At 59.7% G+C, this 14,740-nt stretch carries 8 protein-coding genes; 5 read left to right on the top strand and 3 right to left on the bottom strand.

All coding sequences use genetic code 11. The features are described from left to right. Positions 1-63: 63 nt before the first annotated feature. Both BK658_RS09205 and glnA read right to left on the bottom strand, forming a co-directional pair. Positions 64-642 carry a chorismate mutase gene (locus tag BK658_RS09205; RefSeq protein WP_123582044.1) on the bottom strand — a complete coding sequence of 193 codons (579 nt, stop codon included), beginning with the start codon at positions 640-642 and terminating at the stop codon, positions 64-66. A 134-nt stretch (positions 643-776) separates the two neighbouring features. Next, positions 777-2,183, bottom strand: a complete 1,407-nt coding sequence (gene glnA / locus BK658_RS09200; protein WP_123582043.1) for a glutamate--ammonia ligase — start codon at positions 2,181-2,183, stop codon at positions 777-779. A gap of 330 nt (positions 2,184-2,513) precedes the next feature. On the opposite strand from glnA, the gene thiI reads away from it, so the two are divergent. Together thiI and typA are read left to right on the top strand one after the other, a co-directional pair. Next, positions 2,514-3,968, top strand: coding sequence for a tRNA uracil 4-sulfurtransferase ThiI (thiI, locus tag BK658_RS09190; protein WP_123582041.1), 1,455 nt, complete (start codon positions 2,514-2,516; stop codon positions 3,966-3,968). 139 nt (positions 3,969-4,107) lie between these two features. Next, entirely contained in the window at positions 4,108-5,928 is a 1,821-nt protein-coding gene (gene typA / locus BK658_RS09185; RefSeq protein ID WP_123582040.1) for a translational GTPase TypA, read from the top strand. A gap of 211 nt (positions 5,929-6,139) precedes the next feature. Here the strand turns inward: typA and BK658_RS09180 are convergent, their stop codons facing one another. Continuing rightward, a complete protein-coding gene (locus BK658_RS09180) occupies positions 6,140-6,577 on the bottom strand; it encodes a YkgJ family cysteine cluster protein (RefSeq protein WP_019691319.1) in 438 nt (145 codons plus the stop codon). A 253-nt stretch (positions 6,578-6,830) separates the two neighbouring features. Between BK658_RS09180 and BK658_RS09175 the strand changes: the two genes are divergently transcribed. The 3 genes from BK658_RS09175 to BK658_RS09165 all read left to right on the top strand — a co-directional run bounded on the left by BK658_RS09175 (position 6,831) and on the right by BK658_RS09165 (position 14,472). Further along, positions 6,831-9,281, top strand: a complete 2,451-nt coding sequence (locus BK658_RS09175) for a glycogen/starch/alpha-glucan phosphorylase (RefSeq protein ID WP_123582039.1) — start codon at positions 6,831-6,833, stop codon at positions 9,279-9,281. Between the two features lie 239 nt (positions 9,282-9,520). Beyond that, positions 9,521-13,111 (top strand): DUF2339 domain-containing protein, encoded by a 3,591-nt coding sequence (locus BK658_RS09170; protein WP_123582038.1) that lies wholly within the window; start codon positions 9,521-9,523, stop codon positions 13,109-13,111. Beyond that, positions 13,108-14,472 (top strand): DUF3999 domain-containing protein, encoded by a 1,365-nt coding sequence (locus BK658_RS09165; RefSeq protein ID WP_123582037.1) that lies wholly within the window; start codon positions 13,108-13,110, stop codon positions 14,470-14,472. Before BK658_RS09170 ends, BK658_RS09165 begins: the two co-directional genes overlap by 4 nt. Positions 14,473-14,740: the final 268 nt, after the last annotated feature.

Genomic DNA, 14,740 nt, shown 5'->3' with positions numbered 1-14,740 from the left:
CGAAACCTGCGATCTTTTGATCTTGCTCTTTAAAAAACAAGAGATCGCAGCCTGCGGCAGCTTCTACGGATGGGCGCTGCACAATTCGGCAGTGGCGCGTACCAACGCTAGCTCGCGCAGCGGCACTTGGGTCGCGGCTTTATTGGCTTTGGCCAGCCATTGCGGGCAGTGGGGATCATTGCGATACGGGGTGAAATCGGCCAGTTGTTGCAGCAGGCGCGTTTGTAACAGATCGAGTTGCGGGCGGATCAGGCCAACGAGGTCGGGGCGAGGGTCGTTGGGCGCTTTGCCTTGTGCGTGCCAGTCGGACAAATGCGCGTACTGCACTAACTTGTTGGCTTCGATCTGCGCCGAGAAGAACTGCTCAACGGCTTCATTGCTCAATTTATAGTAGGGCGCCTCGGCGAGAGCGTCGGCAATGACTTCATGTTCACGCTGCCGATCCTCGACAGGTTTGCCGCTGTCCCACTTGCTTAGCGCGACTTTGTCAGCAATCACCAGTCGCTCCTGAATGGTGCTGAGCAGCGGGGCGAGGGCTGCGGGTGCCGGGGTTGGAGCTGGAGCGTGAGTGGCTGCGGTGGCAGCGAAGGCGGTGTTGGCAAGTAGGGCGGTGAACAGTGCAAGGCTCAAGCGTAGGTACATGGGACGTCTCTTCTTCATTCCGTGGAAGGGCATGATGTCTATAACAGTAGGCCCGATAATAAGTGTTCGCCCACAAAAAAGGCCTCCCGAAGGAGGCCTTTTCGCGTTACGCCGCTTGCGCGAGCGTTACTGGATCAGCAGCTATAGTACAGCTCGTATTCCAGTGGGTGTACGAAGGTGCGTACTTTGATTTCTTCTTCGCTTTTCAGGGCGATGTAAGCGTCGATGAAGTCGTCGCTGAAAACGCCGCCTTTGGTCAGGAACGCACGACCTTTGTCCAGCTCTTCCAGGGCTTCTTTCAGGCTGCCGCAAACTTGTGGGATCTCTTTCGCCTCTTCAGGCGGCAGGTCGTACAGGTTTTTGTCAGCCGCATCGCCTGGGTGGATCTTGTTCTGGATGCCGTCCAGGCCAGCCATCAACAGTGCAGCGAAGCCCAGGTACGGGTTGGCTGCCGGATCCGGGAAACGTGCTTCGATACGGCGAGCGCGAGGGCTCGACACGTAAGGAATACGGATCGAAGCGGAACGGTTGCGAGCCGAGTAGGCCAGCATTACTGGAGCTTCGAAACCTGGGACCAGACGCTTGTAGGAGTTGGTCGACGGGTTGGTGAAGCCGTTCAGGGCCTTACCGTGCTTGATGATGCCGCCGATGAAGTACAGGGCGGTGTCGGACAGGCCGGCATAACCTTCGCCAGCGAAGGTGTTCTTGCCATCTTTGGCGATGGACAGGTGAACGTGCATACCCGAACCGTTGTCGCCGTACAGCGGCTTAGGCATGAAGGTCGCGGTGCGGCCGTATGCATCAGCAACGTTGTGTACACAGTACTTCAGGGTCTGAACTTCGTCAGCCTTGGCGACCAGGGTGTTGAACTTCACACCGATTTCGTTCTGGCCGGCAGTCGCCACTTCGTGGTGGTGAACTTCGATGACCAGGCCCATTTCTTCCATGGCGTTGCACATGGAGGTACGGATTTCGTGGTCGTGGTCGAACGGCGGAACCGGGAAGTAGCCGCCTTTGACACCTGGACGGTGGCCTTTGTTGCCGCCTTCCACGTCCTGGTCGGACATCCACGAACCTTGTTCGGAGTAGATCTTGAACATCGAGCCGGAGATGTCGGACTTGAACTTCACTTCGTCGAAGATGAAGAACTCAGGCTCTGGACCGACGAAAACGGTGTCGCCGATGCCGGTGGACTTCAGGTATTCCTCGGCACGCTTGGCGATGGCACGTGGGTCACGGTCATAGCCTTGCATGGTCGAAGGCTCGATCACGTCGCAAACCAGGATCAGGGTCGGCTCTTCGGTGAACGGGTCCAGGACGGCAGTGGCGTCGTCCGGCATCAGGATCATGTCGGAGGCTTCGATGCCTTTCCAGCCAGCAATGGAGGAGCCATCGAACATTTTGCCTTCTTCGAAGAAGGCTTCATCCAGCGCATCACGGGCCGGCATGGTCACGTGGTGCTGAGTGCCTTTGGTATCAGTGAAGCGCAGATCAATCCATTTGACGTCATGATCTTTGATGAGTTGAACCGACTTCGACATAGTGTCCTCCGGGTGGCTTCGGGCGGGTAGTGGAGTGCCCTTAGAATGTGGGTGATGCCGGCGCGAATACTCTGCCTTGGCAACCTGCCTCACAAGGGAGCAAATTGCATGCCAGTGCCCCGACTTGGGTTTATTGCCCCAATATCACGCTTTTAAAGGTGCAAGGCGCTCTAAAATGGAAAATCCCGCCCTTTAATGTAGCGCTCAATTTCACAAATGACCCGTTTTGGTGCATCAAAAACCTTCTGCACATTAACTGGTTAAACCTTGAGCAATTTCCGCTATAATCCGCGCCCCCCTTTTTCGGCTGGCCCTGCGCGCGCTGTTTTCATGAAACTAATCGTAAAAGTCTTCCCCGAGATCACCATCAAGAGCCGCCCGGTACGGATGCGTTTCATCCGTCAATTGGCCAAAAACATCCGTGCCGTGCTCCGCGATCTGGACCCGGCTGTGGTGGTGAACGGCGTGTGGGACAACCTCGAACTGGAAACCCGCGTCAGTGACCCCAAGGCCCTGAAGGACATGACCGAGCGCCTGAGCTGCATGCCGGGCATCGCGCATTTCCTGCAGGTCGACGAGTACCCGCTGGGCGACTTCGACGACATCGTTGCCAAGTGCAAGCAGCACTTCGGCGATTCGCTGGCCGGGAAGATCTTTTCGGTGCGCTGCAAGCGTGCCGGCAAGCACGAATTCAGCTCGATGGACGTCGAGAAATACGTCGGCAGCCAGCTGCGTCGTCAGTGCGGCGCCGCCGGAATTTCGCTGAAAGAACCCGAAATCGAAGTTCGCATCGAAATTCGCGACCAACGGTTGTTTGTGATCCATAGCCAGCACAACAGTATCGGCGGCTATCCGCTCGGCGCGCTGGAACAGACCCTGGTGCTGATGTCCGGCGGTTTCGATTCCACCGTCGCGGCCTACCAGATCATGCGCCGCGGGCTGATGGCTCACTTCTGCTTCTTCAATCTCGGCGGGCGTGCCCACGAACTGGGCGTGATGGAAGTCGCGCACTTCATCTGGAAGAAGTACGGCAGCTCCCAGCGCGTGTTATTTGTCAGTGTGCCGTTCGAGGAAGTGCTGGGAGAAATTCTCGGCAAAGTCGATAACAGTCATATGGGCGTAGTATTGAAGCGTATGATGTTGCGCGCTGCGTCCCGGATCGCTGATCGGCTGGACATCGAGGCGCTGGTCACCGGCGAAGCGATTTCCCAGGTTTCCAGCCAGACGCTGCCGAACCTGTCCGTGATCGACTGCGTGACCGACAAGCTGGTGTTGCGCCCGCTGATCGCCAGTCACAAGCAGGACATCATCGACCTGGCCAACGAAATCGGCACCGCCGATTTCGCCAAGCACATGCCGGAGTACTGCGGGGTCATTTCGGTGAACCCCAAGACCCACGCCAAGCGTCCGCGCGTGGAGCATGAAGAGAAAGAATTCGATATGGCAGTGCTCGAGCGTGCGCTCGAGAACGCCAAGCTGGTGCCGATCGATCGGGTGATCGACGAATTGGGCCAGGATGTGCAGGTTGAAGAAGTCAGTGAGGCGCTGGCCGGTCAGATCATCATCGACATCCGTCACCCGGATGCCGCCGAAGACGACCCGCTGGAGCTTGCTGGTATCGAGGTACAAGCGATGCCGTTTTATGCCCTGAACGCTCGTTTCAAGGAACTGGACCCTACTCGCCAGTACCTGCTGTATTGCGACAAAGGCGTGATGAGTCGCCTGCATGCCCACCATTTGCTCAGTGAGGGGCATGCCAATGTGCGCGTTTATCGACCGAGCTAAGAGCCCGGGGCTGTTTGCCTGTGGCCTGCGTCACCGGCCCCCCGACGCCGCCGTCAAGCTGTAACGGCAAGGCCTGACTCTACTGTAAATCGCTGCCAAGACTTGTCAGCACACCGAATCCTCTGATCGAGATACACAAGTGATCGAAAATCTACGCAACATCGCCATCATTGCTCACGTTGACCATGGTAAGACCACCCTGGTAGACAAGCTCTTGCGTCAATCCGGCACCCTGGAGCGCAACGAGCTCAACGACGAGCGCGTGATGGACTCCAACGACCAGGAGAAAGAGCGCGGTATTACCATTCTGGCGAAAAACACCGCCATCAACTGGAACGGCTACCACATCAACATCGTGGACACCCCGGGCCACGCCGACTTCGGCGGCGAAGTTGAACGCGTAATGTCGATGGTTGACTCCGTTCTGCTGCTGGTTGACGCTCAAGACGGCCCTATGCCGCAAACCCGTTTCGTGACCAAGAAGGCCTTCGAAGCCGGCCTGCGTCCGATCGTGTGCATCAACAAGGTTGACCGTCCAGGCGCGCGTCCGGACTGGGTTCTGGACCAGATCTTCGACCTGTTCGATAACCTGGGCGCCACCGAAGAACAGCTGGACTTCAAAGTGGTCTACGCCTCGGCCCTGAACGGTATTGCCGGTCTGGATCACTCCGACATGGCTGAAGACATGACCCCGCTGTACCAGTCGATCGTCGACAACGTACCTGCGCCGAAAGTCGACCGTGACGGTCCGTTCCAGATGCAGATCTCCGCACTGGACTACAACAGCTTCCTGGGTGTTATCGGTGTTGGCCGTATCGCTCGTGGTCGCGTCAAGCCGAATACTCCGGTCGTGGCTATCGGCGCCGACGGCAAGAAGCGTAACGGTCGTATCCTGAAGCTGATGGGTCACCACGGTCTGCACCGTATTGACGTTGAAGAAGCTGCAGCAGGCGACATCGTGTGCATCAGTGGTATGGACTCGCTGTTCATCTCCGACACCCTGTGCCACCCGGACGCGGTCGAAGCGATGAAGCCTCTGACCGTTGACGAGCCAACCGTTTCCATGACCTTCCAGGTAAACGACTCGCCTTTCTGCGGTAAAGAAGGCAAGTTCGTGACTTCCCGTAACATCAAGGAACGTCTGGACAAAGAGCTGCTGTACAACGTTGCACTGCGCGTTGAAGAAGGCGACTCGGCTGACAAGTTCAAGGTTTCCGGCCGTGGTGAGCTGCACCTCTCGGTACTGATCGAAACCATGCGTCGCGAAGGCTTCGAAATGGGCGTTGGTCGTCCTGAAGTGATCATCCGTCAGGTTGACGGCGTGAAGCAGGAACCGTTCGAAAACGTAACCATCGACACCCCTGAAGAATCCCAGGGCAAGGTCATGGAAGAGATGGGCCTGCGTAAAGGCGACCTGACCAACATGGTGCCGGATGGCAAAGGCCGTGTTCGTCTGGAATACAACATCCCTGCTCGCGGTCTGATCGGTTTCCGTAACCAGTTCCTGACCCTGACCAACGGTGCTGGCATCCTGACCTCGATCTTCGATCGCTACGACACCATGAAGTCCGGCGACATGTCCGGCCGTCAGAACGGTGTTCTGGTATCGGTAGAAACCGGCAAGGCGCTGACCTACTCCCTGGAAACCCTGCAGGCGCGTGGCAAGCTGTTCGTTGAACACGGTCAAGAGATCTACAACGGTCAGATCGTTGGTCTGAATAGCCGTGACAACGACATGGGCGTCAACCCAACCAAAGGCAAGAAGCTCGACAACATGCGTGCTTCGGGTAAAGACGAAACCATCGCCCTGGTTCCACCTGTTCGCTTCACCCTGGAACAGGCCCTGGAATTCATCCAGGACGACGAGCTGTGCGAAGTGACACCTAAGTCGATCCGCCTGCGTAAGAAGATCCTGGACGAAGGCGAGCGTACCCGCGCTGCCAAGAAAGCCAAGAACTGAGTTAACTCAGGCTGAATGAAAAACGCCCCCGACCGCAAGGTCGGGGGCGTTTTTGTTTGTCTGGGGTTTGTGCGGTGTTTGTCCCGGCCTCATCGCGAGCAGGCTCGCTCCCACAGTGGGCTGTGGTGTTCACATAATATGTGGTCAGCGCTGAACCTTGTGGGAGCGAGCCTGCTCGCGATGAGGCCCTGTCAGGCAGCGAAGATACGGATCAGAACTTGTCGAGGGTCCGCGGATTGCTCTCGCGCACGACTTCTTTTGGCTTGTACGCGCAATACCCAGGCCGTGGGCCGATTTTCGGGTGGTTGCGGCAAGTATCCGGGCGCTTTTCATAAATAGTGCACAAACGGCTCTTACGATCCAGATACAGGCAATCGTTGTTGCTCATGCGTTGGAGCGTGAAGATCTCGGACTTCTGGTTGTAGCGCTCGACAATTCCTTCCTTCTGCAAGCGCTTGGCGATGTTCTTGGGTGGATCGCCCAGTTCGAATTCGTCGACGATGCCGATGCGGATCAGGTCTTTGATCTTGACCTCGACCGGCAGCGTGCAGCAGCTGGACACGCACGAGCCGCACATCGGGGCGGAGTACTTGGCCCAGGTATCGAGACGGTCGATCTCCGCGGCGGCGATCAGGTTCGGCTTCATCATGTGGAATTACCAGCGTGCATCAGGGCGCGCGATCATACCGGGACTGGTGATTTTTTGAACGACCATTTGCCGGTTTTTTTATGGCTACACTGATTTTTCCGAGCGATCGGCATGGCATCTGCATCTTTTCAACGTGTATCGGCAAGGGGATAGGCTCGATTCAGGCAATTGCAAAAAACGCCGAACCAGTGCTTTTATCTCATGTCAGACCGACTAGGCTCAGTCAATTTCATGCTCGTCCGAGGTCCTATCGATGACTCAAGAACCACTAGTTCGTGAAGCTGAAGTGGCCGCATTTCGCGACGCCGTATTGACCAAACTTACCTATGCAGTGGGTAAGGATCCGGATCACGCCTTTGACCATGACTGGTTTGAAGCGATTGCTCTGGCGGCGCGTGATCACATGGTCGAGCACTGGATGGACCACACGCGGCAGATCTACCGCAAAGGCCAGAAGCGCGTTTACTACCTCTCGCTGGAATTCCTCATCGGCCGCCTGCTCTATGACAGCCTGAGCAACCTTGGCCTGCTCGATGTGGCACGCGAAGCACTGACTGAGTTGGGCGTCGACCTCGAACGCATTCGCCTGCTGGAGCCGGACGCCGCGCTGGGCAACGGCGGCCTCGGTCGCCTGGCAGCGTGCTTCATGGAAAGCATGTCGACGCTTGGCATCGCCGGCCATGGCTACGGTATTCGGTATGAACACGGGTTGTTCCGTCAGGCGGTTGTCGATGGCTGGCAGCAGGAGCAAACCGAAAACTGGCTGGATTTCGGCAACCCCTGGGAATTTGAGCGGCCGGAAGTGGCTTACCCGATCGGCTTTGGTGGCAGCGTTGAAACCGTGACCGATGAGACCGGCAGGTCCAAACAAGTCTGGACGCCGGCGGAAACCGTTCGAGCGATTGCTTACGACACGCCAGTCGTCGGCTGGCGCGGCGCTAGCGTCAACACCTTGCGCCTCTGGCGTGCTCGAGCCATGGAAGACTTGCACCTGGAGCGCTTCAACGCCGGCGACCACTTGGGGGCGGTGGCCGAAGTGGCCCGCGCGGAAAGCATCTCCCGCGTGCTCTATCCCGCCGACAGCACCGAGGCCGGTCAGGAACTGCGGCTGCGTCAGGAGTACTTCTTCGTCGCCGCGTCCTTGCAGGACCTGCTGCGCCGTCACCGCAATATGCACACCTCGGTGCTGACCCTGGGCGATCACGCGGCGATCCAGCTCAATGACACGCACCCCTCGATCGCCGTGGCCGAATTGATGCGGCAACTGGTCGATGTGTACGACGTGGCGTGGGACGCGGCCTGGCAGATCACGGTCGATACGCTTTCCTACACCAACCACACGCTGTTGCCGGAAGCGCTGGAAACCTGGCCAGTCGGTTTGATGGAGCGGATGCTGCCACGGCACATGCAGATCATCTATTTGATCAATGCCCAGCACATCGACTCGCTGCGGGCCAAAGGCATTCATGACTTTGACGTATTGCGCGCGGTGTCGCTGATCGAGGAAGACAACGGTCGTCGGGTGCGCATGGGTAATCTGGCGTTTCTGGGTTCTCACAGTGTTAACGGCGTGTCTGCCCTGCACACTCAATTGATGCGCAGCACGGTGTTTTCCGAGCTGCACAAGCTGTATCCGGAGCGAATCAACAACAAGACCAACGGCATTACGTTCCGCCGCTGGCTCTATCAGGCCAACCCGGAACTGACCTCGATGATGGTCGATGCACTGGGCCCGGATCTGTTGGATAACCCGGAACAGAAACTGATCGGCCTGGAGCCGTTTGCCGAGAAAGCGGCGTTCCGCAACAAGTTCGCCGAGCAGCGCCTGCACAGTAAAAAAGCCTTGGCCTATCTGATTCATGAGCGGTTGGGGATCGCGGTCAATCCGGCGGCGATGTTCGACGTGCAGGTCAAACGGATTCACGAGTACAAGCGCCAGTTGCTCAACCTGATGCACACCGTGGCGCTGTATCAGGCGATCCGCGCCGAGCCGGAAGTCGATTGGGTGCCGCGGGTGAAGATCTTTGCCGGCAAAGCTGCCGCGAGTTATCACCAGGCCAAGCTGATCATCAAACTGACCAACGACATCGCTCGGGTGGTCAACAATGACCCGACGGTGCGCGGCTTGCTGAAAGTGGTGTTCTTGCCCAACTACAACGTCAGCCTGGCGGAGAGCATTATTCCGGCGGCTGACCTGTCGGAGCAGATATCCACCGCTGGCTTTGAGGCTTCTGGTACCAGCAACATGAAGTTCGGCCTCAACGGTGCGCTGACCATCGGCACCCTGGACGGTGCCAATGTGGAAATGAGTGAACGCATTGGCGTCGAGCACATGTTCATCTTCGGTCTGACGGCGCAACAGGTTGAGGCGCGCAAACAGAATCACGAGTTCTATGCCGCACCGGATATCGCCGCCTCTCGCCGACTGGGTGATGTGTTGCAAGCGATTCGCGGCGGGGTGTTCTCGCCGGATGAGCCGTCGCGTTACACCGGGTTGATCGATTCGTTGATCGAATATGACCGCTTCCTGGTCTGCGCCGACTTCGATTCCTACTGGCATGCCCAGACGCGGGTTGAAGAGCATTGGCACGACTCGAAGGAGTGGTGGCGTTCGGCGGTGCTCAACAGTGCGCGCATGGGCTGGTTCTCATCCGACCGAACCATTCGCGAGTACGCCACGGATATCTGGAAAGCGCTGGAGTAACTTTTAGCAATAATTGCGAGTAAGGCCCAACGGTTGTGGGGCCGGATCGATATACTAAGCAGCAGTTTTGTCGGGCCGCGGTGTTGCAGGGCTCAGTCAAATTTGGACGCACCGGCAATCCAGTGTGGGAGCGAGCTTGCTCGCGATAGCGGACTTCCATTCACATCAATGGTGAATGGAATGACCCCATCGCGAGCAAGCTCGCTCCCACAAGAACGCGCCGCTTAGGGATATTGACCATGCAATGGATGTTTATGCTGATAGGGCTGGTGCTGGGCTGGGTGCTCGATGAGTCATTCAGCGATGCGCTGATTGGCGCATTGATCGGCCTGGGGGTGGGTCAGGCGATTGTGCTCAAACGCCTGAATTCACAAGCGGACGAACAGCGTCGCCAACTGGAGCAGGCGCAGGTCGCCCTCGCTGCGGTCGAGCAGCGGCTGGCGTTGCTGGAAACCCATGGCGTCCAATCAGCCGCGGTCCCTGAGTCAACAACGGCCAGCGAGCCGACGCTTTCTCCTGAAGTCACTTTTGACCAAGCACCTGAGCCTGGCCCGGCGCCGTTGTCTACCGCGCAGGAACTGGTCTGGGAATTGCCACCCGAATTCGAACCGGTACACGCGAGCATTGCGCCCGAGCCCGCCGATCTCTGGGCGCACGCCAGCGAGCCGCCACAACCCGCCGAACCCCGTGGCCCGAATCTGATCGAGCGCGGTATTACCGCCGCACGCAATTGGCTGTTCGGTGGCAACACCGTACTGCGGGTCGGCGTGGTGCTGTTGTTCTTCGGTTTGGCGTTTTTGCTGCGCTACGCGACTGAAGGCATGGTGGTGCCGATTGAATTGCGTTACGCCGGGGTCGCTGCGGCCGCATTGGCTTTGCTGGGGCTGGGCTGGTGGTTGCGACTGCGCAACACCAACTACGCGTTGATCCTGCAGGGCACCGGCATTGCCGTGCTGTACCTGACGGTGTTCGCCGCCATGCGCTTGCACCCGTTGCTCGACCCGTCGGCAGCGTTGGGCTTGCTGGTGGCGGTGACGATCTTTTCGGCGATTCTGGCGATCACCCAGGACTCGCTCGCGCTGGCCTGCGCGGCGGCATTGGGCGGGTTCGCCGCGCCGATCCTGACCTCCACCGGCGCTGGCAATCATGTCGCGCTGTTCAGCTACTTCGCCTTGCTCAATGCCGGCATTCTCGCCATTGCCTGGTTCAAGGCCTGGAGGCCGCTGAACCTGATCGGCTTCGCCGGCACCTTCGGCATTGGCTTTGCCTGGGGCGTGCGTTCTTACACGCCGGAACTGCTGTGGAGCACCGAGCCGTTCCTGATCCTGTTCTTCCTGATGTACCTGGCGATCGGCTTGTTGTTCGCCCGCCGCAAACTGCTCGAGATGACAGACGCGCCGGAGGATGACAGCCGTGAGGCGCTGCTGCGCTGGTCGGCGCGCAAGGGCGACTACGTCGACGGCACGATGCTGTTCGGTCCGCCATTGGTGGGCTTTGGCATGCAGTTCGCGCTGATTCATCATTATGAGTTTGCTGCCGCGTTCAGCGCGCTGGCGTTGGGCATCGTGTACATGGGCCTGGCGCGTTTTCTCAGCGGCGGCCGAGCCTTGCTGCTGGCAGAAACCTGCCTGGCGTTGGGGGTGATCTTCGCCAGCCTGGCGATACCGCTGGGGCTTGATGCGCGCTGGACGGCGGCCGCCTGGGCGGTGGAGGGCGCGGGGATTTTCTGGCTCGGCCTGCGTCAGCATCGGCCGTTGGCACGGGTCTTTGCCTTGCTGCTGCAACTGGGTTCGGCGCTGGCGTTCCTCAGCAAATTGAGCCTGGGCGACAGCAGTCTGCTCGATGGCTCACCGCTCGGTGCGCTGATGCTCGGCGTGGCGTTGCTGTTCAGTTTCTATCACTTGCGCAACGCTTCCCCTGAGCAAACCTCGGCCTGGGAACGCAAGGGCTTGCCGGTGTTGGCCTGTGCAGGGCTGACGTTCCTCTATCTGCTGGCGCCGTTGTTCTTCTTCACCCACGGCACCGCAATCAGCTGGGCGCTGGCCGGTTTGGCGACGTTGTTTGTCGGCTTGCGTCTGCAATCGCGGACCTTCCTGTTTACGGCGTTCGCGGTTCAACTGCTTGGCGGTGTGTTGTTCCTGCTGCGGCTGCAAGGCGCCAGCGGTGAGGAGGCGGCGGTGTTCAGCGCTGGCTGGAGCGGTTTGCTCACCGCATCGTTGATTGGCCTGGCGTTGATCGGCGGAATGCTGTTCGCCGCTCGCGACGACATGGTGCGCAGTGACGCGCGGTTGCTGCGCGGGCTGTCGGTGGTATTGCTGGCCGGGTTGGTGCTGATCAATCTGGCGGTGCTGTTCGTGTTGCCGTGGCAAACGGCGAGCGCGGTGTGGGCGGCCAGCGGTCTGTTGATCATCTGGCTGAGCCTGTACTTGCAGCAGCGGGTGAGTTTTGTCTTTGGCTTGTTGTTGCAGGTGATCGGCGGCGCGGCGTTCCTGATCGCCGGTCCCGAACTGCTCGGACCGCTCGGCAGCGAAGGTCTGCGGCCACTGGGCCACAGCGGTTTCTGGACGCCGATGGTGCTCGGGCTGGCGGCGATGGTCGGCGCCTGGCGCTTGCAGCTGGGCAATCATGCGAGCGCGTTCGATGCCTTGAGCTTGCAGCGCTTGTCCGAGTTGTTGCTGGTGTGGGGCGCGGCCTGGTGGGCACTGGCGTTGATCAGCGAAGTGCTGCGGTTTGCGCCGTTTAACCTGCAAGCCACGCTGTTGCTGGGGATTGCGGCGCTGAGTGTCGCGTTGTGGGCATTGTTGTCTCGGCGACTGCAATGGCCGGAAATGGGCGTGCTCTGCACGTTACTGATTCCAGCGGCGGCACTGGTGTTGGTCGCGGCCTGGCATTCGCGTTATCACCCGGCGGCGAATATCGGCTGGCTGGCGTGGGCGGCGGTGTTCGCAGTGCATTTCATCTCGTTGCGCCGCTTGGCGCCGACGCTCCCCACGCGCGTATTGAGTGCTGCTCACGTGGTGGGTTGCTGGCTGTTGATCGGCGTCTTGGCGCTGGAGCTGCGTTACGGCTTGCTGGTGTTGTCCGAGCAATACAATGCCTGGCGCTGGCTGGGTTGGGCCATTTTGCCGAGCCTGTATCTGGTGCTGATGGCCGCACCGCGCGCCTGGCCGTGGCCGGTGTCGGCGTATGCCCGCGAGTACCGTGTGTACGCCGCATTGCCGCTGGCGCTGTTGATGCTCGGCTGGTTCTGGCTGGCGAACATTGCCAGCGATGGCACCGCCGAACCGTTGCCTTACGTGCCGTTGCTCAACCCGTTGGAAATCGGCCTGCTGTTTGCCTTGTTCGGCGTTTATATGTGGTCGCGCAGTGCGGTCAGCCAATTGGCGATTCGTGCCGATTACGCCGAGCGCGCCACGCAAGTCGTGGCCGGGGTTTCACTGTTCGCCTTCTTCACCGCGCTGGTGATGCGCAGCGCTCACCATTGGGCTGGCGTGCCGTATGAGCTGGATGCCTTGCTGGCGTCGATGTTGGTGCAGGCAGGCTTGTCGATCGTCTGGACCCTGATCGCCTTGAGCCTGATGATCGGCGGCCATTTGCGCCATCGTCGGGAAGTCTGGCTGGTCGGCGCGGCGCTGATTGCGCTGGTGGTCGCCAAACTGGTCTTTGTCGAATTGAGTAACCGCGGCGGGCTGGCGCGGATCGTGTCGTTTATCGGCGTGGGCGTGTTGCTGCTGGTGGTCGGTTATTTCGCACCGCTACCGCCCAAACGTGCCGATGCAATGCCGGATCCTGAAAAACCGGCCAATGAATCTGAAGGAGTGTCGTCTTGAATCTGAAGTTGTCGCTGGGCGCTGTTGGACTCTGTGTGGTGTTGTCGGCCACGGCTCAGGAAGCACCGGCAGACTTCACCACGCAGGTGCCGTTGAGCCTGAGTGGCGAGGGGCCGTGGTATCGCCTCGAGTTGCCATTGGCAGTGCAATTGAATGCACGCCAGACCGATCTCAGCGACGTGCGCGTATTCAACGCAGCCGGTGAGGTGCAGGCCTATTCGCTGGCGCGGGAGCAGGCGCAGAGCGGCGAAAGTCTGGTGGTGAATGACGTTAAGTGGTTCCCGATTTACGACTCGGCCTCTGCCGGCGAGGCGGTGCCGAGCGTGCGCGTGCAGTCGAATGCCAGCGGCACGCTGGTGGAGGTCCAGCCATCGAACCCGCTCAAGGCTGGCGAAGAAGTACTGCGCGGCTGGTTGCTGGATGCCAGTGCGATCAAGGCGCCGTTGCAGCAGTTGATCCTCGACTGGAGCAGCGAGCGCGACGGCTTCCAGCGTTTCAGCATCGAGGCCAGTGACGACTTGCAGCATTGGCAGCCGTGGGGCGAAGGTCAGGTGGCGCGGCTGTCGTTTGCCGACGAGCGGGTCGAGCAGCATGAAGTCGGTTTGCCGGGGCAGAGCGCACGTTATCTGCGTTTGCTGTGGAAAGCCCCGCAGGCGGCGCCCGCGCTGACCTCCGCGCAACTGCAAAGCGCCAGTTCCAGCTATCTGCCGCAGCCGTTGGTCTGGTCCGAGCCGTTGGCCGGCAGCAGCACCAAGGCCGGTGAGTACGCCTGGCAATTGCCGATGGGCTTGAGCGTCGAGCGCTTGCAGGTTGAGTTGAGCCAAGCCAACAGCCTGGCGCCGGTGACCCTGTCGGGGCGTCGCGAAAGCAGCTTGCCGTGGCAGCCCTTGAGCAGCGGTTTGCTCTATCGGCTGACGCAAAATGGTCAGGATGTGGTGCAGAACCAATTGCAGCTGCCAGGCCATGTGGTGCAGCAGTTGAAACTGACCGTCGATGAGCGCGGTGGCGGCTTGGGTGCACAAGCTCCGACAGTGCGCTATGCCGTGCGCTCGACCCAGGTGGTGTTCCTCGCTCGCGGGGCGGGGCCGTACACACTGGCGCTGGGCAGCGCGACGGTTAAAGCGGCGAGCTTGCCCTTGTCGACGCTGATTCCCGATTACAGTCCCAAGCGTCTGGCGACGTTGGGCCAGGCCAAGGTCGATGGTGCGGCGGTAATGACTTCGCCGGCTGCGGCAGTGACGCCGATTGTCCCGGGCACGAACTGGAAGAAGATCGGTTTGTGGGCGGTGCTTTTGCTCGGTGTGGCGGGATTGGCGGGTATGGCGTTCAGTTTGCTGCGCAAGCCCCCCGTCAATTCCTGAAAGTGGGTGCTTCGCACCCAATCGCGAGCAAGCTCGCTCCCACAGGGTTTTCGCCGTCCTTGTGGGAGCGAGCTTGCTCGCGATGGCGGCCTGTGTGCCGGTAAAAAAACCGCAATTTGCCACTACTCCTCATACCACAACCATCCCGATTCCGACTACGCTCAACCCCGCGCATGAACTCTATTCAGTGAATCTCGTCTGATAAGAGGAATTGCGCACCGACTCGCGTTAAACTGCGCGGGTTTTTAGCCCCCATTCCTCCGGAGCC

Source organism: Pseudomonas brassicacearum (assembly GCF_003732175.1).
In the GTDB taxonomy this organism is placed as follows: Bacteria; Pseudomonadota; Gammaproteobacteria; order Pseudomonadales; family Pseudomonadaceae; genus Aquipseudomonas; species Aquipseudomonas brassicacearum_G.
The sequence above is the reverse complement of the archived record's forward strand: the minus strand, read 5'-3'. Positions and strand labels throughout refer to the sequence as shown.

What these genes read in the sequence shown, in the direction of transcription:
- BK658_RS09205 (WP_123582044.1), bottom strand. Translation starts at nt 642, where the DNA reads ATGTACCTACGCTTGAGCCTTGCACTGTTCACCGCCCTACTTGCCAAC.
- glnA (WP_123582043.1), bottom strand. Translation starts at nt 2,183, where the DNA reads ATGTCGAAGTCGGTTCAACTCATCAAAGATCATGACGTCAAATGGATT.
- thiI (WP_123582041.1), top strand. Translation starts at nt 2,514, where the DNA reads ATGAAACTAATCGTAAAAGTCTTCCCCGAGATCACCATCAAGAGCCGC.
- BK658_RS09180 (WP_019691319.1), bottom strand. Translation starts at nt 6,577, where the DNA reads ATGATGAAGCCGAACCTGATCGCCGCCGCGGAGATCGACCGTCTCGAT.
- BK658_RS09175 (WP_123582039.1), top strand. Translation starts at nt 6,831, where the DNA reads ATGACTCAAGAACCACTAGTTCGTGAAGCTGAAGTGGCCGCATTTCGC.
- BK658_RS09170 (WP_123582038.1), top strand. Translation starts at nt 9,521, where the DNA reads ATGCAATGGATGTTTATGCTGATAGGGCTGGTGCTGGGCTGGGTGCTC.